This window comes from Kitasatospora herbaricolor (assembly GCF_030813695.1).
GTDB lineage: Bacteria > Actinomycetota > Actinomycetes > Streptomycetales > Streptomycetaceae > Kitasatospora > Kitasatospora herbaricolor.
The window spans coordinates 2,221,544-2,241,579 of sequence record NZ_JAUSVA010000002.1; the positions used below are offsets into that span (position 1 = coordinate 2,221,544).

A 20,036-nucleotide genomic window follows, 5' to 3' on the forward strand; every position below is an offset into this window, starting at 1 on the left:
CCGCGCCCAGCCTGGGACTGCCGGTCCCAGGGTCGGCGGGGCTCTCCCGGCCGCGACCCGGCCGCGGCAGTGTTCTCGGTGCCGGAGCGAACGACCGGCGACCACCCCGCCGGCGCCGCAGGCGCCGGGCACCGACGCCGCAGGCGCCGGGCACCGAAGGAGCAGCACATGGCCACCGTCACCGTCGCCGACGCCCAGGTCCACTACCGGAGCACCGGCTCGGGCCCCGTCCTCGTCCTCGTGCACGGCACGGGTTCGGCCGGCGCCGAACTCACCTGGGGCCGGACGGCCCCCCGCTTCACCGGGCGCACGGTGGTCACCCCGGACCTCTCCGGCACCGACCGGACCACCGACGGCGGCGGGCCGCTGACCGTGGAGGGCCTCGCCGCCCAGGTCATCGCCGTCGTCGAGGAGGTGGCGGACGGCCCGGTGGACCTGCTCGGCTTCTCGATGGGCTCCCCGGTGGCCGCCGCCGTCGCGGCCCTGCGTCCCGACCTGGTCCGGCGCCTGGTCCTGGTGGCCGGCTGGGCCCACACCGACGGCGACGAGTACCTGCGGAACCTCTTCACCCTGTGGAGCAACCTCGGCGTGAGCGACCCCGCCTCCTTCGGCCGGAGCGTGGCCATGACCGGGTTCAGCCGCGGCTTCCTCAACGCGATCGGCCGCGCGGAGGTGGAGGCCCTGATCCCCAACATGCCGCCCACGCCGGGCACCCTGCGGCACGTGGACCTCGACCTCCGGATCGACATCCGCGCGCTGCTGCCCCGGATCGAGGCCGAGACCCTGGTGATCGGCTGCACCCTGGACGCCACCGTGCCGGTGGAGAACAGCCGGGCGCTGCACGCCTCGATCGCCCGCAGCAGCTACGCCGAGATCGACGCCGGGCATGTCGCCTTCTTCGAGAAGGAGGACGAGTTCGTGAAGCTGGTCGCCGAGTTCGTCGACCCGGCGTGAGCCGCACCGGCCCGCCCGGCGTCCGGGGCCGGCCGCCGGCAGCACCCCCGGCGCCGGGGGTGCTGCCAGGGATGCCGCCGGGACTACTGGAGGCCGCTCGCGATGGCGTTCAGCAGCGTGCCGGACGCGTCGTCGTTCTCCAGGGCGAAGGCGAACATGCCGCCCAGGCCCTTGCTCCTGGCGTAGGCCGCGCGGGCCTGGACGGCCTGCGGGGTGTCACCCGTCCAGAAGTTGGTGCCGTCGTAGATCCACGAGCTCTCCGTGGTGGCGTCCCAGTGGGTGTTGGCCGCCGTCGGGGTCAGCTCCTTCCAGGCGGCGAGACCGGACTCCGCGCTCAGCGGCTTGGCCGCCGTCGGGCCGGTCGCGCTCTGGTAGAGGCCGAAGTTGGCGCCGGCCGGCACGCCCGTCCAGCCACGCCAGTAGAACGGGATGCCGAGCACGATCTTGGCCGCCGGGAAGCCGCCCGTGACGCCGTACTCGGGCAGGCCGGTGGTGTACGCGGTGAGCGTGGTGTCCACGTTGTACTTGCGGGTGCCCGGGGCGATCGGCGTGGTCGGGTCGGCGGGGCTGTCGTGCAGCGGGTCCTGGTGGTTGGTCGGCCCGGTGGCGTCCCAGGCGCCGTGCATGTCGTACGTCATGATGTCGGCGTAGTCGAGGTAGGCGCCGATCTTGTCGGTCTCGATGTAGCCGATCTTGTCCTGGCCGCTCGGCAGCGCCGCGGTGAGCAGGAACTTCTTGCCCACGGTGGCGCCGTAGGCGTCCAGCTGGGTGCGGAACTCCTTCAGCAGCAGGGTGAAGTTGGCCTTGTCGGCGGCCGAGTAGTGGTTGCCGGTGTGCCCGCCGGGCGAGCCGGGGTACTCCCAGTCGATGTCGATGCCGTCGAAGAGGCCGGCCGCCGAGGCGACGCCGCCGGAGGCGTCACCGGCGATGTTCTTCGGCAGGTTGCCCTTGAGGAACATGTCGACGCAGGAGGAGACGAAGGCCTTGCGGGAGGTGTCCGTGGCGGCCGCGTCGGAGAAGTACTTCGAGTAGGTCCAGCCGCCCAGCGACATGGTCAGCCGGAGGTTGGGGTACTTCGCCTTGAGCTGGCGGAGCTGGTTGAAGTTGCCCTTGATGGGCTGCTCCCAGCTGTCCGCGGTGCCGTCCACGCTGTCGGCGGCGGCGAAGGTGGCCTGGTAGTCGGCGTACGCGTCACCGGCGCCGTCACCGGCGTTGGGGTTGTCCTCGTGCGCCGCGTCGGAGGCCTTGACCGCCTCGAAGCAGGTGTGCGAGGTGGGGTGGACGTTGCCGAACGCGTAGGTGATGACGTCCAGCTTGCCCGCCGCGCCGCTGCTGCCGACGTTCTTCGGGAAGTAGGCGTTCTCGTAGATGCCCCACTGGTCGAAGTAGGCCGACTTGACCGGCTTCGCGGCGGGGGCGGCCGCCGTGGTGGTGGAGACCGGCGCGGACTGGCCGGAGGCGTGCCCGCTCGCGTCGTACCCCTGCACGGTGTACGTGTAGGAGGTGTTCGGCAGCAGTGAGGTGATCGCCACCTGGGTGCCCATCGAGGTCGCCACGACCTGGCCGCCGGCCCAGACCTTGTAGGCCGGGGTGTCACCGTTCTGCGAGTTGTCGGTGGACGCGTTCCAGCTGAGCACGATCGCGTTGTGGGTCACCTTGCCGACGGTCACCCCGGTCGGCGTGGTCACCTTGCCGTCGCCGGTCGGCCCGCCGGTGGTGGTCGCGGTGGCGGTCGCCGTGCCGGTGGCGGTCGCCGTGCCGGTGGCGGTCGGGCCGGCGCTGTTCGACGGGCTGGCGCTGGCGGTCGGGCCGGCGCTGTTCGACGGGGAGGCGCTGGAGGACGGGCCGGCGGAAGCGCTGGCGGAAGCGCTGGCCGAGGCGCTCGGGCTCGCGGTCGAGCCGCCGGGCCCGGCGAGGCTCAGATCGTCCGCCTTGTAGGCGCCCTGGCCGTACCAGCCGTGCGTGAAGACGGTCACCGAGGTGGTGCTCGCCCCGGTGGTGAAGGTGGTGGACAGCTGGCTCCAGGCGGCGGACGAGGGTGTCCAGACGGTGGAGTTGACGCCCGTCCCGGTCGCGCCGAGGTAGACGTAGTTGCCCTGGACCCAGGCCGACAGGGTGTACGCGGTGTTGGGCTGGACGGCCACCGTCTGCTGGCACTGGCCGGTGTCGGACGCCGAGGCGCCGCCGTTCAGCGCGTACGAGCCGCTGTGCACGGGGGTGGTGACCACGGAGCCGTTGGAGCAGCTCCAGCCGCTGAGCGTGCCGGTCTCCAGCCCCGGGTTGGTCAGCAGGTTCACGGTGGCGGCCGAGGCGGAGCCGAAGGTCGTGGCGAGGGCCGCGCCTCCGGTGGTGAGCACGGCCGCGAGGGCCAGCGCTCCGGCTCTGCGGCTCGGGTTGGCCCGGTGCGCGGACGCGCGTTCGGGCATGGCTCGGTCGAGCATGGACAGTCCTCCGGACAGTGGGGTTTCCGGCGGTGCAGCGACCCGGGATGGATCGGCGGGGAGCCCGGGCATGGAGGTGCGACGGGCTCCCGGTGAGGCGGGGCCCGCGGAGCGACGTCGCGGTGGGGCGGCGCCGCACCCAAAGATTGGACTGGACCAATCATCGCGTCAAGGGCGGTTCCGAGGACGGGGCCGCACGCCGCCGGGCCTCTGCTGACACTGGGTCAACAGCCTGCCCGGGATTGCGGCGGTTCGACCGGCGGACCGGAGCCGGGCGGGCCGCCCGGGTGACGCTCGGTCATCGAGAATTTCGCTCCACCCCGTAGCGCCCCGCCCCGAACCCCGGGCCCCGGCCCCGGCTGCGGCCACAAGGCAGGCCCGGCCGTCCGGGCAGGCCGGGCCACACCGACCTCGGCCTGCCGCTGGATCCGATGCACCGTCCTGCTGACATCAGCAAACCCACAGGTCAGTTGGCGATGCCGACGGTGTGCCCGACGCTCTCCGGCTCGCCGAGGACGCGCAGCATCAGGTGGGCGACGTCCGCCCGGGACGCGAAGGCCCCGCCGCGGATGTTCCGGTCGTAGGCCGTCCGGTAGTCGGCGGTCAGCGGCTTGTCGGTCAGCCGGGGCGGGCGCACCACCGTCCAGTCCAGGGTGCCGGCGCGCAGCACGTCCTCCATCCGGGCCAGGTCGGCGTAGTGCTTGCGCAGCGCCGCCCGGACGATCGGGGTGCCGAGCCGGCTCATCAGGAAGCCGTCGCCCGGGTCGCGGCGCGGCGGGTTCGGCCGGCCCGGCGAGGCCACGGTGCCGATCGGCGCGGCGCTGACCACGACGATCCGGCGGACGCCGGTCGCGGTCATCGCCGCGGTGATCGCCCGGGTGCCGCGCCAGGCCACGCCGGCCTCGGCGCTCGACCGTGCGCCGAGGCCGGACAGGACGGCGTCCGCCCCGGCCACCGCGCCCTCCAGCGCGCCGGGGTCGGCGGCTGCCAGGTCGGCCCGCACGGCGCGCACCGGCCGGGACAGCCGGTCGGGGTTGCGGACCACCACGGTGACTTCGTGGCCCGCGGCGAGGGCCTGGTCGAGGAGTTCGCGGCCGATGCCGCCGGTGGCCGCGAGAATGACGATCTTCATGTCGGTCTGCCTCTCTTCAGGGCGGGGATCGGGGGGCAGTCGGATCTGCCCGGTCCGGCGGGCCTGCGGTCACGCTCGCGCGCCCGTCGGGGCGCGGGTGCGCTCAGACCCGGAAGGCGTCCGCGTGGTCGGCGGCCCAGTCGGCGAAGGTGCGGGCCGGGCGGCCGAGGACGGCGCGCAGCTGGTCCGTCCCGGGGTGCTGGGGCCGCTCCAGGTGGGCGGCGTACCTGGCCATCAGCGCCCGGACGAACGGCTCGGCCAGGCCCTGGCGGAGCATGCCCTGTACGGCGTCCTCGGGCGGGACCTCCACCAGCCGCAGCGGCCGGCCGAGCACCTCGCCGAGGACGGCCACCATCTGCCGGTGGGAGAGCGACCGCGGTCCCGGCAGTTCCAGCCGCCGGCCGGTGTACTCGTCGGTGAGCAGCGCGCGGGCCGCCACCTCGGCCAGGTCCCGCTCGTCCAGCGGTGACTCCTGGAAGCCCGGGTGGACGTAGCGGACCACGTCGCCGGCCCGGATCTGGGCGCCCCAGGCGGTCAGCGCGTTGCCGGCGAAGGAGCTCGCCCGCAGGCTGGTCCACGCCAGGCCGCCGGTGGCGGCGGCGTCCTCGGCCTCCTTGTTGCGGTCCCCGCGGAAGCGGGAGGGCTGCTGGTCCAGCGGGTCGTCGACGTTGAGCGCGGACAGCGCGACCACCCGCCGGACGCCGCGTTCGCGGGCCAGCGCGACGAGTTCGGCGGCGGCGTCCCCGACGGCGCGCGGGTGCAGGAAGAGGGCCGTGACGCCGTCCAGGGCGGGGGCGATCGAGGCCGGCCGGGACGGGTCGCCGCCGAAGGTCTCGACGCCGGCGGGCAGGCCGGCGGTCGCGGGGGCCCGGGTGACGGCGCGGACGGCGGCGCCGCGGGAGTGCAGGGCGGCGGTCAGCGGGCGGCCGACCGGGCCGGTGGCGCCGGTTATCAGGATCATCGTCTTTCCTTTCGAGGTACCGGCCGTTGCGTTCAGGCCCGACCGGTGGCCGGGTCGAGCCGGGCGAGCTTGTCGGGGTTGGTCACGAAGTAGATGCCGCGGACCGTCTCGCCGTCCGGGTCGAGGTCCAGCACCAGCACGGCGAAGGGCGAGCCGGCGATCAGGAGGACCGCCGAGGGGCCGCCGTTGACCTGCTGGAAGCGGATGTCCAGCCGGGGGGCCAGGCCCGGCCCCCGGCGCGTCAGCAGACGGGCGACCTTGTCCCGGCCGTGCAGCGGCCGCAGCCCGGCCGCGACGGCCTTGCCGCCGCCGTCCGCCCAGAGCGTGACGTCCGGGGCCAGCAGCCGCAGCAGCGCCGGGAGGTCCCCGTCGTACACCGCCGCCGCGAAGCGCTGGGTGACCTGCTGCCGCAGCCCGGGGTCGGCCTGGTAGCGGGGACGGCGGGCCCGGACGTGCTCGCGGGCGCGGTGGGCGAGCTGGCGGACCGCCGAGGGGCGGCGGCCGAGGATCTCGGCGGTCTCGGTGTGGGCGTAGCCGAAGACCTCGTGCAGGACGAAGACGGCGCGCTCCAGCGGGGTGAGGGTCTCCAGCACCACCAGCAGGGCCATCGACACCGATTCGGCCCGGTCCACGGCTTCGCCGCCCTCCTCGGGCGGCCGCCGGCCGTCGGCGAGGGTGGTGGGCAACGGCTCCGGCAGCCAGGGGCCGATGTAGGTCTCCCGGCGGCGGCTGATCACGGCCTGCCGGGCCAGGGCCTTGTTGACCGCGATCCGGACCAGGTAGGCCCGGGGGTGCTCGATCCGGTCGGCCTCGGCCCTGCCGGCCGCCCGGGCCCGCGCCGCCCAGGCCAGCCAGGCCTCCTGGAGCACGTCCTCGGTGTCGGCGACGCTGCCGAGCATGTTGTAGACGATCGAGAACAGCAGTTCACGGTGCCCGAGGAACACCTCGGTGGCGTCGGCCCCGGCGTCGGGCTCCTCCTCGGGCGCGCCCTCCCCCGGCACCGGCGGGATCTGCCGCCCGCTGTCCTCCCGGGGGCTGCCGGGCGGTGGGACGTCGGTCATGGTGGGGCCTCCTTCGCGGTCGCCATCTGTGAGCCCCGCGGCCCCGCGAATGTGACATCCGGACCCGGGGCTGTGACGCAGGTCTCACCGGAGCGCCGACCCGGGCCGCGCCCCACCCGCCGGACGCGCCGAAGGCCCCGGCCGGCCCGGGGGCCGTACCGGGGCCGTGCGGGACCCGGGCCCGGGGTCCGCCCGGGCCGGTCCGGCCGTCAGCCGCCCGGGGTGCTGCCGGTGGCGGAGACGGACTGCTGGTGGTGGAAGACGTTCCCGCGGTCCCAGATGCCCTTCGCCAGCTGCAGCCGCGAGTAGTTCTGCTTGTAGTACAGCCGCGGGTAGAGCGGGGCCGGGTCGGCGGTGGTGCCGAGGTCGACGTCCGGGTAGTTGACGTACGCGCCGTCGGTGCCCAGGTCGTGGGCGGCGTCGCTGATCTCGGGCACGCCGCCGGTCTCGGCGTAGACCTCCCGGTAGAAGCCGCTGAGGAAGTCCAGGTGCGCCTGGTCCTGGGCGGGGCTGGTCCAGTACGTCTGGTACTGCAGCTTCATGAACGAGTCCCGCTGCGGGACGGCGGTCGCGCAAGGGTCGACGGCGTTCGTCCGGCAGCCGTAGGAGTCGATCTGGACCAGGGTCTGGGTCAGGTCGACGCCCGGGTCGTCCCGGGTCAGCCAGTTCCAGATGCCCGTCACGTTCCCGGCCGAGAAGGGCTTGCGGTGGTAGGCGGACTTGTACTTGCCCCGCTGGTTGGCGCCCGACCCGTTCAGCGTCATGGTCGCCTCCATCCACGGCATCTGCCGGCGCTTCTCCGGCAGCGGGAGGAACAGGCCGCCCGCGCCGGTCGTCTGGACGGTGGCACCGGTGGTCAGTCCGGCCTGCATCGCCCGCAGGAACTCGTCCAGCGGGCCGACGTCGTCGCGGACCCACTCGGTGAACAGCGCGATGTTGCCGTTGCTCTTGTGGGTGAGCTTCAGGATGCTGAAGAGGTCCTGGTAGACCTGCTCGTCCGGGCCGCTGTGGGCGGCGAAGAACTCGCCGTAGTTGGCGAGCAGCCGGGGGAAGTCGTCCGGGTTCTTCAGCAGGTCGACCCACGGCCAGGCGATGCTGCTGAGCCAGACCCGCGGCGGCGGGGTCGGCAGCCTCTCGGTGAACCAGTACCGCAGCACCACACCGAAGTTCCCTCCCCCGCCGCCGGTGTGCGCCCAGAACAGGTGGGCGGTGTCCGAGCCCTCCGGGTCGTCGCGGTGGGCGCTGGTGATCTCGGCCCGGCCGTCCCTGACGGTCACCACGTCGACCTGGACGAGGTGGTCGACGGTGAGCCCGTCGCGCCGGTTGAGGACGCCGTAGCCGCCCCCGCAGATGTGGCCGCCGGCCCCGACCGAGTAGCAGGACCCGCCCGGAATCGTCACGTCGTACTTGCGGAACAGTTCGGTGTACACGTCCCAGAGGCTGGCCCCGGCCTCCACGCAGTAGGCGGTCCGGCCGTACTTGTCGCGGGCCCGGCCGACACCCTTCCGCAGGCTGAGGTCCAGGATGGCGCCGCCGGTGTTCTCGACGAAGTCCTCGTAGCAGTGGCCGCCGCTGCGCACGGTGGGCCGCAGGCCCTGGCGCAGGGCGCCGTTGAGGGCGGCGACCGCCTCCGCGTCGCTGGTGATCAGCTGGATGTAGCGCGGCTCGCTGGTCCAGCGCTGGTTGAAGCCCTGGCTGAGGGCCTGGTAGCGCCCGTCACCGGGGAGCACCCGCAGCTGCGCGCCGGAATCGGCCGGCCCGCCCGGCGCGGGGACGGCGGAGTCGGCCCGGGCGCCGGTGGCGAACACTCCGAGCGAGGCTCCGGCGGCCACCGCCCCCGCCGTGCCCAGGAGTCCTCGTCGGGAAATGTCTTGGCTCATGTGCCGGATCTCCTTCGCCCTGCAGTTCTGCGAAAACCACACGAAATGATCTGATTCGCCGAGGAAAAGCAGGCACGATTCGCTGACGAATCCTCAAAACTGTTCATGGGAAATCGAATGGAAGCTAGCACGGCACCCCCGCACCCCCGGCGGTCCGACACTCCGGGCGGCGGCGGACCCCGGGCGGCACCCGCGCGCGGGCCCGGCGGAAGGCGCCGTCCCGGACGGGTGGCGAGCGGTGCCCGGCCGCTGCTGCCCGGCCGGCGGCGGCTTCTAGGATCTTCGGTATGGCAACGAGACTCGTGCAGATCAACATGAAGGCCCAGGACGACTCGACCCTCGGCCGGTTCTGGGCGCAGGCACTGGGCTGGGGCGTCGACAGCGAGGGCCCGGGCGTGACCAACCTCGAACCCGTGGGCTTCGCCTATCCCGACCCCGTGGCCGTCTGCATCGACATCGTCGCCCGCCCGGAACCCAAAACGGGGAAGAACCGGGTGCACCTCGATCTGGCCACCACCTCGACCGCCCACCAGGCGGAGTTGGTCGCGCGCCTGAGGGACCTCGGCGCGACGCTCGCCGACGTGGGTCAGGGCGACGTCCCCTGGACGGTCATGGCCGACCCGGAGGGCAACGAGTTCTGCGTCCTGGAGCCCCGCCCGATCTACCGGGACACCGGGCCGATCGCCGCGGTGGTGGTCGACTGCACCGACCCTCGGGGGATGGCCCGGTTCTGGGACGAGGCGATGGACTGGACGCCGCACGAGGTCACCGACCACCACGCGTCCATGCGTTCCGCCCAAGGCGTCGGCCCCTACCTGGAGTTCGTCCGCACCCCGGACACCAAGAGCGGGTGGAACCGCGTCCACCTCGACGTCTGCCCCTACCCCGGTGACGACCCGGCGGTGGAGGAGGCCCGACTGCGGGCCCTGGGCGCCACCGACCCCGACCACGACCGGTCCGCGATCTCCTGGACGGTTCTGGCCGACCCGGAGGGCAACGAGTTCTGCCTGCTGAGCCCTCGCTGACCCTGCCCAACGGCTCGGGCGTCGGGATCGGCGGCGCGGAGCACATGGCGTCAGCGCGCCGCGCCGGGGGGTGGGCTCCCCCGGCGATGCGGCGCGCGTCCTCGGACTTCCCGGTCCCGGACTGCCGGGTGGCGCCTGGTCGCCGAGGGCGATCATGACCCCGTCGCCGCACTGGGGGGGCTGGCGGAGGTCGTCGGTGAAGCCCCGCGGACGGGCCCGGCGGAACCTTAAACCGGGCCTAAGGGCCGCCGAGGTTCTTGACGTGCACAGTTGGTCTAGTCCACTTTGATGGCTAGCACCGCGAACCCCCCGCTCGGAACAGCCCCCGACCCGCCGCCCGGCGCACCCCCACCAGCGCCCGGCAACGGCGAGCCCCGTCCCGGAAGGCTCCCCCATGGCCCGCGCGCATCACCGCCGGACAACTCCCCGGCGCGCCAAGCTCCTTGCCCTCACCGCCGCCTCGGCGCTCGCCGCCGGCACCCTGGTCACCGTCGCCGTCAACGCCAGCGCCGCCGACACCAACCTGCTCGCCGACCCCGGCTTCGAGAGCGGCTCGCTGGGCGCCTGGAGCTGCTCGGGCGGCACCGGCTCGGTCGTCGGCAGCCCGGCCCGCACCGGCTCGTACGCCCTGAAGGGGGCGGCGAGCAACAGCGACACCGCCCAGTGCGGCCAGAGCGTCGCGGTGAAACCCAGCACCACGTACACGCTCAGCGCCTGGGTGCAGGGCGCCTACGTCTACCTCGGCGCCACCGGCAGCGGCGTCACCGACCCGGCCACCTGGACCCCGGGCGGCGGCAACTGGCAGCAGCTGTCGACCAGTTTCACCACCGGCGCGGCCACCACCAGCGTCACGGTCTACCTGCACGGCTGGTACGGGCAGGGTGCGTACAGCGCCGACGACGTGGTGCTCAGCGGCCCCGGCGGCAACCCCACCACTCCGCCGACCAGCCCCGCGCCGACCAGTGCCCCGCCGACCGCGACCGCCACGCCGACGGCCACCAGCACGCCGACCGCGCCCGTCCCCAACGTCCCGGTGCCGGTCGCGCCGTACGTCGACATGGGTGCCTGGCCCACCCCCTCGCTGCCCGCGATGGCGACCGCCGGCAACCTCAAGTCCTTCACCATGGGATTCGTCACCGGCGTCGGCTGCAAGGCCAGCTGGTTCAACGCCTACGACCCGCGGACGGGCTGGGCCAAGGACCAGATCGACGCCCTGCGGGCGAAGGGCGGTGACGTCAAGGTGTCCTTCGGCGGCGCCAGCGGCACCGAACTCGCCGCCGCCTGCGGCTCGGTGGACGCGCTGTTCGCCGAGTACGACGCCGTCGTCAAGGCCTACGGCCTGAAGTACGTCGACTTCGACATCGAGGGCGCGGCGATCGCCGACACCGCCTCCAACGACCGGCGCTCGGCCGCCCTGGCCAAGCTGCAGAAGGCCAACCCGGGCCTGAAGGTCTCCTTCACGCTGCCCGTCCTGCCGGAGGGGCTGACCGCCGAGGGCGTCGCCATCGTCCGCTCGGCCCGTGACGCCGGGGTCGACGTCAACCTGGTCAACGTGATGGCGATGGACTACTACCGCGCCGGCTCCGACTACGGGGACGCCGCGGTGCAGGCCGCCCAGGGCACCTACAACCAGCTCAAGGCGCTCTACCCGGCCAAGAGCGACGCCCAGCTGTGGTCCGCCGTCGGGGTCACCCCGATGATCGGCGAGAACGACGACCACCAGATCTACAACCAGGCGGACGCCCAGCAGTTGGTCTCCTTCGCCAAGTCGCACCACCTGGGCGTGCTGGCCTTCTGGGACGCCACCCGGGACGCCAACGCCTGCACCGGCGCGCTCTACAAGTGCACCAACATCGCGCAGCAGCCGTACGAGTTCTCGAAGATCTTCGCGCAGTACACCGGCTGACCGGCCGCCCCGGACCGGGGGCCGGGCCGCGGGAGGGATCCCCGCGGCCCGGCCCTCCGGGCGTCGGGCCGGCGGTCAGGGCGCGGCGACGACGGCCCGCGAGCGGTCGGCGGCGATCCGCACGGCGAAGGCCGCCAGCGCCGTGCCCATCAGGTAGCGGTGCACCCTGGTCCAGAGCGGGCGGCGGGCGAAGAAGGCCGACACCGAGCCGGCCGTCAGCACGAAGACACCGTTCATGGTGAGGCCGACCACGATCTGGGTGAGGCCCAGCAGCAGGCTCTGCACCCCGACGTGGCCGCGCTGCGGCTCCACGAACTGGGGCAGCAGCGACACGTACAGGATCGCGATCTTCGGGTTCAGCAGGCAGGTCAGCAGCCCCATGGCGAACAGCCGGGCGGGCGGGTCGGACTTCAGCTCGCGCGGGGCGAACGCCGAGTCCCCGCCGGGCCGGACGGCCTTCCAGGCGAGCCAGAGCAGGTAGCCGGCGCCGGCCAGCTTGATCGTCAGGTAGATCTCGGGGACGAGCGCGAACACCGCGGCGATGCCGGCGGTGGCCGCGAACAGGTAGGTCAGGAAGCCCAACCCGACACCGGCCAGCGAGATCAGCCCGGCCCGGCGGCCCTGCGCCACCGAGCGCGACACCAGGTAGATCATGTTCGGCCCCGGTGTGAGCACCATCCCGAAGGCCACCACCGCGATCCCCGCCACCGCCCCGGCACCGATCACCGTCACGCCCGCCTCCCCCCGCCCCCGCCGCCGACCGCCGGGTTGTGCCGATCCTAGACGGACGGCCGCGCGGGTCCCCCGCCGGGCGGCGGCTCCCGGACCCGCCTCCGTGGGGTGCCGCCGTAGAGTGCTGCCATGCACCTCGGGCTGCGGGACCTGCGCCGGGCCCACGCCGCCCTCGCCGCCCGGGCCGGCGACCTGTCCCCTGAGCGCCTGCGACAGTACGTCGCGGTGCTGGGGGAGCTGGAGCGCGCGGCCGCCGCCGGCGACCTGCCCGCCGACCCGCGCGCGCCCCTCACCACGGCCCAGCTCGACACCTTCCTGGAGCACGCCGAGGCCGGCCGCTACCGCGCGGCGACGACGGCCGCCGGCCCGACCTCCGCGTCCACCAACCGCGTCCGGGTCGGCTGCCTCAACCGCCTCTCCGAGCAGGCCGGCCACCCCTACGACCTCCGGCACCGCACGCCGGCTCCGCCCCTGAAGCCGGGGACGTCCACCCGCGAGGCCACCGCCCTGCGCGCGTACCTGCGCGCGCAGAACCGGCGGCCGCTGCTGGACGACGGGCACGCCCGCATCCTCGCCGCGATCGGCATCTGCCTGGACACCGGCGGCCGCTCGGGCGAGCTCGCCGCGATCCGGCTGGCCGACCTCACGCCCGGCCTGCGCGCCGTACGGCTGCGCCCCAACCCGCAGCGGCTCGCCGGCCCCGGCACCGGGCCGGGCGAGCCGATCGGGCTGTCCGCGCCCACCCGGGGCGCCCTCGCCCGCTACCTCCCCGTCCGCGAGCGCCTGGTGGCGGCCCTGCGGGCCTGGTACGCGCTGCACCCCGATCAGGGCGTCGACCCGCACCACGACTTCCTCTTCGTCTCGCTGCTGCCGAACCACACCGGCCGGCCGAGCGTGGAGGGCGGTACGCCCCGGCGCCCCGAGGGGGTGCCGCTCCAGCCGCAGGGCCTGCGCCGGGCGCTCGACCGGGCGGCGCTCCGGATCAACGCGGGCCGGCCGCGCGCCCGGCCGCTGCCGACCATGGAGCAGTTGCGGCGGATCATCGACGGGCCCCCCGGCACCGGCTAGCCCGGTTCCGGTCCCGGGGGGCCGAAGGCCTGGACGGCACCGGGCCCGTTAATAACTCAATCGTGCAAGTCATATCGGCCGTAGTAGCCTCACCGGCACTGCCCGGGTGTGGCGCAGAGGCAGGCGCACCGCCGTACGCGGGGTGGACACGCCGGTTCGAATCCGGCCGCCCGGGCAGCACTTCGGGCCCCGCTGCGCGGCGGCCGGCACCCCGGGGCACGGCTCCGGCCCGCCGGCCCGCGTCCGGTCGGGCCCACCGGCGCGAACGACACGGGGAGCGGCAGTGCAGGACGGTGCGGACATGACCCGGAACGGGCCGGACGGCCCCACGGCCGAAGGCGTCCCGACGGCGGACGAACTCGCCGCGTTCTCCCGCACCCTCGGACGGCTGCGGGCCCTGCCCGTCACCCACCCGGCGAGGTGGCGCGCCGAGCAGGAGGCCGGCTCCTTCGTCCGGGAAGGTCGCAAGCGGCGGCGGCAGGCGGGCCGGGAGCGGGAGCGCCGGGCGGACGCCGCGCTGGTCGAGGCCACCGCGACCGGCGCACGCGACCGGCGGGAGGACGCGCCGCTCACCCTGCCGTCCGAGGCCGCCCCGGTCGGCAAGTACCTCCGGCACCGGCGTTGCTACGTCTGCAAGTCGACATACCGTCAGGCCGACCGCTTCTACCACTCGCTCTGCCCGCCCTGCGCCCGCGACAACGCCCGGCGGCGCGGGCTGAGCACCGACCTGCGCGGGCGCCGCGTCCTGCTCACCGGCGGCCGGGTCAAGATCGGGTTCCAGCTGGCCCTGATGATGCTCCGGGACGGCGCCGAACTCATCGTCACCAGCCGCTTCCCGCACGACACCCTGCGCCGGTTCCGGGCCGCCCCCGGCAGCGCCGGATGGCTGGACCGGCTCTCCGTCGTCGGCATCGACCTGCGCGACCCCCGCCAGGTGCTCGGCCTCTGCGAAGGCCTGCGCGCGGACGGCCGCCCGCTCGACATCCTGGTCAACAACGCCGCCCAGACCCTGCGCCGGCCGCCTCAGTCCTACGCCCTGCTGGCCGCCGGCGAGCACCGCGCCCTGCCCTCCGAAGCCGCCCGCGCGGTCACCCACGCCCCCGGGTTCCGCCCGATGCCCGCACTGGCACCCGCCTGGCCCGCCGCCGAACTGGACGCCCGCGCGGTCCTGCCCCTCCCCCGCACCGGGCCGCTCGCCGCGCACCCGCCGGCACCGGCGGCGGACGAGGCCGGGCTGCTGCCCGACCCGGCGCCCGCCAACTCCTGGTCGGTCCGGCTCGGCGACCTGGACCCGTCCGAGCTGCTGGAGACCCAGCTGGTCAACGCGCTGGCCCCGGCCCTGCTCTGCGACCGGCTGCTCCCGCTGCTGCTCGCCTCCCCGCACCCCCGCCGCTACATCGTCAACGTCACGGCCGTGGAGGGGCGGTTCGCCGTCCGCAACAAGTCGGCCGGCCACCCGCACACCAACATGGCCAAGGCCGCCCTCAACATGCTCACCCGCACCAGTGCCGCCGAACTCGCCGCCCAGGACGTCCACATGTGCGCGGTGGACACCGGCTGGATCACCGACGAGAACCCGGCGCCGAAGAAGTCCAGGATCGCCGACCGGGGCTTCCGGACCCCGCTGGACATCGTCGACGGCGCCGCCCGGGTCTACGACCCGATCGTCCGCGGCGAGGCCGGGGCGCCGGTCTCCGGGGTGTTCCTCAAGGACTACCGGGAGGCCCGGTGGTGACCGGCACGGAGCCCGGCAGGCCCCGGCGGCTACTCCCCGCGCAGGAACCGCGCCTCGGTGTCCGGGTCCAGGCCGCAGCGGCTGAGGTCCTCGCGGATCGGGCCGCCCTCCGCCAGGCCCTCCGCGCGGCGGCGCCGGAGCCACTCCCAGGTGTCGGCGACGGTCTCCGCTAGCGGGCGGATCCGCAGGCCGGCGGCGAACGCCCTGGTGACGTCACCCCGGTGCATGGTGTCGTGCAGCTCGCCCGGCGGGACCCAGACCGGCAGGTCGGTCCACGGTTCGATGCCGGCGTCGACGATCCGCCCCGGGTCGCTCCAGCGCAGGTCGGCGCCGCTCCCGGTGACCTGCGCGCAGGTCTCCAGCAGGTCGCCCATGGTGGTCTCCCCGGGCCGGCCGACCACGTTGTACGCACCGCCGAGGCCGCGCACCGAGGCGTCCAGGGTCCAGGCCGCGAGGTCGCGGGCGTCGATGTACTGGACGGTCAGCCCGGGCGGCCCCGGGGCGAGCACCCGGCCGCCCCGGGCGATCCGGTCGAGCCACCAGGGCAGCCGGCCGACGTTCTCGCCGGGGCCGAGGATCAGCCCGGCCCGGACCAGCAGCGCCCGGCCGCCGAAGGCCGCCTCGGCGGCGAGTTCGCCGCCCCGCTTGGCCGCCGGGTACTCCACCGGGCCGGCGTCCGGCGAACCCTCGACCAGGGCGGCGTCCTCGGCGCCGCCGGCCGGCGTCGGAAAGGCGTAGACCGACCGGCTGGAGACGTACGCGTAGTGCCCGGCCCGGTCGGCGAGCAGCCGGGCGCTGTCCCGGACGGCGGACGGCGCGGCGTGCCAGGTGTCGACGACGACGTCCCACTCGCCCCCGGCGAGCGCGGCCAGGCCGCCCGGCGCCGTCCGGTCGCCGTGCAGGGCGGTGACGCCCGCCGGCGGTGGGTGGTGGCCGCGGTGCAGGACGGTGACGTCCCAGCCGCGTGCCAGTGCGTCGTCCGCGACGGCCCGGCCCACGAACTCCGTCCCGCCCAGTACCAGTAGCTTCATACCGGCGACTCTGCCCGCCCGCGGCCGCCGTTCGAACCCCGGCACGCTCAGAGCGGAATCGCTGTGAGCGGACGGGGCCGGGGAGCGGCCGGCCCGCCCGGGCCTGTCCGGCGGCCGGCCCGCAATTCGCTGGAGCGGCGCGGCTCCCCGGGTGAGGATGTCGCCCATGACCGAATCGCAGCTCACGTACATCGCGGCCCCCGAGGGTGTCGCCCCGGGCACGGGTTACACCCAGGTCGTCACCGGGACGGGCCGCCTGGTCGCCGTCTCCGGGCAGGTGGCCCTCGACGAGCGGGGGCAGTTGGTGGGTGCGGGCGATCCGGCCGCGCAGACCCGGCAGGTGTTCGAGAACCTGCGCCGGTGCCTGGCCGCCGCCGGCGCGACCTTCGACGACGTCGTCAAGCTCACCTACTTCGTCACCGACATCGGTCACCTGCCGGCGATCCGGCCCGTCCGGGACGAGTTCGTCGACCCCGGGCGGCTGCCCGCCAGCTCGGCCGTGCAGGTCGCCGCCCTGTTCCGCCCCGAACTGCTGCTGGAGGTGGAGGCGTTCGCCGTGGTCCCCGAGCCGCCCTGCTGACGGGAGCCCGCCGCGCGGCCCGCGGCCGCCTACCGCGGCCCGGGGCCGGAATGGGCCGCGACGCGCGCGAGGTGCCAATGATCTGACAGGCACTCACTCCACCAGCCCCCGAGCACTACGATCAGTCAATGACGGATACCACGGAAACCGCGACGGAACTCACCGACCTGGCCTCCCGGTTCCCGCTGCTGCATGCCCCGCAGCGCTGGACCTGGGGTGGTTACGACGCCCAGTTCTCGTCGGCCCTCCCGCCGGACGAGTTGATCACCAACATTCACGTGGTCGGGTTCTCCGACGACCGGGTGGTGCTCTGCCGCGACGCCCGCGGCCACTGGTTCCTCCCGGGCGGCACCCGGGAGGCGGGCGAGAGCGTCGAGTCCTGCCTGGCCCGCGAGTTGCGCGAGGAGGCCGGCGCCCGGCTGACCGGCCCGCCGGTCTGGATCGGCGCGCACAGATGCGTGACGGACGACCCCGTCCCGTACCGGCCGTGGCAGCCGCACCCGGAGAAGGCCTGGCTCTGGGGATGGGCCGAGGTCGACGTCGACTCGGCGCCGACCAACCCGGCCGACGGCGAGGAGGTCGTCGAGGTGCGGGCGGTCGACCCGGAGGAGGCCGGGCGCCTGCTGGTACGGGCTCGCGAGGGCTGGTGGCGGGAGCTCGTCCAGCTCGCGGTGGAGTCGCACTCGCGACCCTGAACCGGCCGCCGTCCGGCGTGGTCGGCGGGCCACGGGTACGCCGAAGGGGCCTGGTCCCGCTCGTGGGAGCGGGACCAGGCCCCTTGGTGCGGCTGCGGTGGCTGTCGCCGGGGGTGCTACTTGGTGAGGCCGGCCTTGACCGAGCAGACCGGCCAGGCGCCGGGGCCCTGGGCGGCGAGGACCTTCTCGCCGATGGCGATCTGCTGCGCCTTGGTGGCCTGGTGCGCCTGCGGGGCGTACGCGGTGCCGCCGAACGCCGCCCAGGTGGAGGAGGTGAACTGCAGACCGCCGTAGAAGCCGTTGCCCGAGTTGATCGCCCAGTTGCCGGTCGCCTCGCACTGCGCGACCTTGTCCCAGGTCGACGCCGGAGCGGCGGAGGCGGAGTTGGCCGTGACGAGGCCTGCCACCGGCAGGGCCAGCACGGCGCCCGCCATCAGGGCCGTCCGCACACGGTTGCGCTTGACGGCGGTCCTGGTGGTGGCAGCGGCGGTCTCGTTACGGAAGATCATGCACAGTCCTCTCCAGAACCCCGGGCAGGCACACGGAACCAGACCCCTACGACAGGGGCCGACTTTCCACGCCTCGACTGGACGAGCAACGACCCCGGCCACGTCGGAGGACGCAACCTGCCGGAAGAAACCCGGCGGGGCCGTGCTGCGGGATGAACCCGGGCGGTGCTCGCTGCACCGACAACAACGAAGCTACGGACCCAGCAGGTTTACATCAAGCAATCCCACGTTCCCCCAGGCCAGCCGCCCGTTACCGACCGTACCGATCAAGAAAAAACCCCCCGAACCCCCTGAAAACACCCCAAAACCAAGATCCAACCAGCCCCCCACGTGCCCCCGCTCACACCCCACCCCACGTGAGCCCCACCACACCATCCACCCACCGTCACCACCACCCCACCCACCGCCCAACAACCCACCCCCACACCCACCCACCACCGTGACCCCCACCACAACCACCACCCACCGCAACACCCACCACACCCAACGCCACCAACACCACCAACTCCCGGAGACTCGGGCAGGCTCCGACGGCGCAAGGCCGCCGTACGGGCCCCGCGGGGCGGCAGGGCCCGTACGGCGGCCGTCACTCCGCGGCGGCCCCGGTCCGGTCCCGGCCCACCGGCTCCCCCTCTGCCCGCTGCCCGCCCGCCGGCCCCAGGCCCCCCACCGGCCCGGACCGGGTCTCCCCGAGCAGCCAGGCCGCACCGAGGACGACGGCGGACAGCAGCGCCGCCCCGACCAGGACCCCGTGCAGGCCGCTGACCACGGCATCCTGGACGGCCGTGCGGACGGCGGCGGGAACCTCCCGGAGCAGGGCGGGAGTCAGCCGTCCGCCTCCGACCAGCCGGTCCGCGGCCTCCCGCCCGAGCCGCCCGGCCAGCACGGCGTCCGTCCGGCCGGTGTACACGGCGCCGAGCGCGGCGACCCCGAGCGAGCCGCCGATGGTGCGGGCCAGCGTGACCGTGCCGGTGGCGGCGCCCATGTCGCGGGGTGCGGCACTGGTCATCGTGCTGAGCATGGTGCTCTGCATGACCAGGCCGATCCCGACGCCGCTGACCAGGGTGAGCGCCGAGACCAGCGCCGTCGGGGTCTGCCGGCCGAGCAGGAGCAGCAGCAGCGCGCCGGCCAGGGTCAGGGCGCCGCCGAGCACGGGCGGGCGGCGCTGCCGGGCGCCGGGCCGGTCCAGGTACCGGCCGGTGGCGAGCTGCGCGCCGAGCATGCCGAGCATCAGCGGGAGCAGCAGCAGGCCGCCGGTGGTCGAGGAGGCGCCCCGGACGAACTGCAGGTACTGCGGCAGGTGGATCATCACGGCGAGCATCACCGCGCCGACCAGGAAGCTGAGCAGCTGGGAGACGGCGAAGGTGCGGCTGCGGAAGAGCCGGGGCGGGATGACCGGCTCGGCGGCCCGCCGCTCCACCCGGACGAACCAGGCCAGGGCGGCGGCGCTCACCGCGCCGAGGGCGAGGACCTGCGGTGAGGTCCAGCGGTAGGAGCCGCCGCCCAGGCTGCTGAGCAGGGTGAGCCCGAGAATGGCGACGGTCAGCAGAGCCGCGCCGGCGAAGTCGATCCGGACGCTGGTCCGGGCGGTCCGCAACCGGATCCCGGTGCCGACGGCCAGCAGGGCCATCGCGCCGACCGGCAGGTTGACGTAGAACGCCCAGCGCCAGCTCAGGTGGTCGGTGAGGAAGCCGCCGAGCAGCGGCCCGCCGACGAAGGCGACCGGCATCAGCACGCCGATCATGGACTGGATCCGCCCGCGGTCCTCGGCGGCCACCAGCACCCCGATGATCGACAGCGCGCCGACCATCAGCCCGCCCGCCCCGAGCCCCTGCACGGCCCGGAAGGCGATCAGCTGGTTCATGTCCTGGGCCAGGCCGGAGAGGACCGAGCCGGCCAGGAAGATCACCACCGAGGACAGGTAGGCGCCCTTGCGCCCGTACAGATCGCCGAGCTTGCCCCAGATCGGCGTGGCCGCGGCCGCGGTCAGCAGGTAGGCCGTCACCACCCAGGAGAGCCGGTCGAGGCCGCCGAGGTCACCCACCACGGTGGGGAGGGCGGTGCTGACGATCTGCCCGTCGAGGGTGGCCAGGAAGATGCCGAGCATCAGCCCGAGGATGCCCGGGTAGGGCAGCGGCGGGCGGGCCGGGTCCGGTGGCACGGCGTTCGCGCCGGTGATGCCGCTCGTCCTCGCCAGATCGCCCATGCCCTTCGTGCCGCCCGGGCCCTGCCCGCCGCTCGCGTCCTTCGTGCCACCCGGACCCTGCCCGCCGCTCGCGCTCTTCGTGCCGCTCGCGTCCTTCATGCCGTTCACTCCTGTCCCCTC

At 74.4% G+C, this 20,036-nt stretch carries 16 protein-coding genes and 1 tRNA gene; 8 read left to right on the forward strand and 9 right to left on the reverse strand.

The genetic code is table 11. From position 1 onward, the window contains the following. Nucleotides 1-168: 168 nt before the first annotated feature. A complete protein-coding gene (locus J2S46_RS10080; RefSeq protein ID WP_191293017.1) occupies nucleotides 169-954 on the forward strand; it encodes an alpha/beta fold hydrolase in 786 nt (261 codons plus the stop codon). Between the two features lie 83 nt (nucleotides 955-1,037). Here the strand turns inward: J2S46_RS10080 and J2S46_RS10085 are convergent, their stop codons facing one another. The 5 genes from J2S46_RS10085 to J2S46_RS10105 form a co-directional block, all read right to left on the reverse strand. Further along, complete coding sequence (locus J2S46_RS10085) at nucleotides 1,038-3,395, reverse strand: glycosyl hydrolase family 18 protein (RefSeq protein ID WP_307349525.1); 2,358 nt, start codon at nucleotides 3,393-3,395, stop codon at nucleotides 1,038-1,040. A 466-nt stretch (nucleotides 3,396-3,861) separates the two neighbouring features. Then, nucleotides 3,862-4,527, reverse strand: coding sequence for an NAD(P)-dependent oxidoreductase (locus J2S46_RS10090; RefSeq protein WP_191293016.1), 666 nt, complete (start codon nucleotides 4,525-4,527; stop codon nucleotides 3,862-3,864). Nucleotides 4,528-4,630: 103 nt separating this feature from the next. Continuing rightward, a complete protein-coding gene (locus J2S46_RS10095) occupies nucleotides 4,631-5,488 on the reverse strand; it encodes an NAD(P)H-binding protein (RefSeq protein ID WP_191293015.1) in 858 nt (285 codons plus the stop codon). 32 nt (nucleotides 5,489-5,520) lie between these two features. Continuing rightward, the gene (locus J2S46_RS10100) at nucleotides 5,521-6,549 is read right to left on the reverse strand and encodes a sigma-70 family RNA polymerase sigma factor (protein WP_191293014.1); all 1,029 of its coding nucleotides are present in this window, start codon (nucleotides 6,547-6,549) and stop codon (nucleotides 5,521-5,523) included. Nucleotides 6,550-6,758: 209 nt separating this feature from the next. Next, nucleotides 6,759-8,429 (reverse strand): FAD-binding oxidoreductase, encoded by a 1,671-nt coding sequence (locus J2S46_RS10105; RefSeq protein WP_191293013.1) that lies wholly within the window; start codon nucleotides 8,427-8,429, stop codon nucleotides 6,759-6,761. Nucleotides 8,430-8,716: 287 nt separating this feature from the next. On the opposite strand from J2S46_RS10105, the gene J2S46_RS10110 reads away from it, so the two are divergent. Both J2S46_RS10110 and J2S46_RS10115 read left to right on the forward strand, forming a co-directional pair. Next, nucleotides 8,717-9,454 carry a VOC family protein gene (locus tag J2S46_RS10110; protein ID WP_191293012.1) on the forward strand — a complete coding sequence of 246 codons (738 nt, stop codon included), beginning with the start codon at nucleotides 8,717-8,719 and terminating at the stop codon, nucleotides 9,452-9,454. Nucleotides 9,455-9,848: 394 nt separating this feature from the next. Then, nucleotides 9,849-11,360, forward strand: coding sequence for a carbohydrate binding domain-containing protein (locus J2S46_RS10115; RefSeq protein WP_191293011.1), 1,512 nt, complete (start codon nucleotides 9,849-9,851; stop codon nucleotides 11,358-11,360). A gap of 75 nt (nucleotides 11,361-11,435) precedes the next feature. Here J2S46_RS10115 and J2S46_RS10120 read toward each other — a convergent pair whose 3' ends face one another. Beyond that, the gene (locus tag J2S46_RS10120) at nucleotides 11,436-12,086 is read right to left on the reverse strand and encodes a LysE family translocator (RefSeq protein WP_191293078.1); all 651 of its coding nucleotides are present in this window, start codon (nucleotides 12,084-12,086) and stop codon (nucleotides 11,436-11,438) included. Between the two features lie 135 nt (nucleotides 12,087-12,221). On the opposite strand from J2S46_RS10120, the gene J2S46_RS10125 reads away from it, so the two are divergent. From J2S46_RS10125 to J2S46_RS10135, 3 genes are all read left to right on the forward strand, one after another. Continuing rightward, entirely contained in the window at nucleotides 12,222-13,160 is a 939-nt protein-coding gene (locus tag J2S46_RS10125) for a site-specific integrase (protein WP_191293010.1), read from the forward strand. A 102-nt stretch (nucleotides 13,161-13,262) separates the two neighbouring features. Continuing rightward, nucleotides 13,263-13,335 (forward strand) — tRNA-OTHER (locus tag J2S46_RS10130). Between the two features lie 126 nt (nucleotides 13,336-13,461). Further along, nucleotides 13,462-14,895 (forward strand): SDR family oxidoreductase, encoded by a 1,434-nt coding sequence (locus J2S46_RS10135; RefSeq protein WP_191293009.1) that lies wholly within the window; start codon nucleotides 13,462-13,464, stop codon nucleotides 14,893-14,895. A gap of 29 nt (nucleotides 14,896-14,924) precedes the next feature. On the opposite strand, the gene J2S46_RS10140 is transcribed toward J2S46_RS10135, so the two are convergent. After that, nucleotides 14,925-15,926 carry a Rossmann-fold NAD(P)-binding domain-containing protein gene (locus J2S46_RS10140; protein ID WP_191293008.1) on the reverse strand — a complete coding sequence of 334 codons (1,002 nt, stop codon included), beginning with the start codon at nucleotides 15,924-15,926 and terminating at the stop codon, nucleotides 14,925-14,927. Between the two features lie 166 nt (nucleotides 15,927-16,092). Between J2S46_RS10140 and J2S46_RS10145 the strand changes: the two genes are divergently transcribed. Together J2S46_RS10145 and J2S46_RS10150 are read left to right on the forward strand one after the other, a co-directional pair. Next, entirely contained in the window at nucleotides 16,093-16,506 is a 414-nt protein-coding gene (locus tag J2S46_RS10145) for a RidA family protein (RefSeq protein ID WP_191293007.1), read from the forward strand. 128 nt (nucleotides 16,507-16,634) lie between these two features. Further along, nucleotides 16,635-17,201, forward strand: a complete 567-nt coding sequence (locus J2S46_RS10150; RefSeq protein ID WP_191293006.1) for an NUDIX hydrolase — start codon at nucleotides 16,635-16,637, stop codon at nucleotides 17,199-17,201. A gap of 116 nt (nucleotides 17,202-17,317) precedes the next feature. Here J2S46_RS10150 and J2S46_RS10155 read toward each other — a convergent pair whose 3' ends face one another. Next, on the reverse strand, nucleotides 17,318-17,710 hold the full coding sequence (locus J2S46_RS10155; RefSeq protein WP_307349532.1) for a transglycosylase family protein: 393 nt from the start codon (nucleotides 17,708-17,710) through the stop codon (nucleotides 17,318-17,320). 586 nt (nucleotides 17,711-18,296) lie between these two features. After that, nucleotides 18,297-20,015, reverse strand: coding sequence for a DHA2 family efflux MFS transporter permease subunit (locus J2S46_RS10160; RefSeq protein WP_191290524.1), 1,719 nt, complete (start codon nucleotides 20,013-20,015; stop codon nucleotides 18,297-18,299). Between the last annotated feature and the right edge of the window lie 21 nt (nucleotides 20,016-20,036).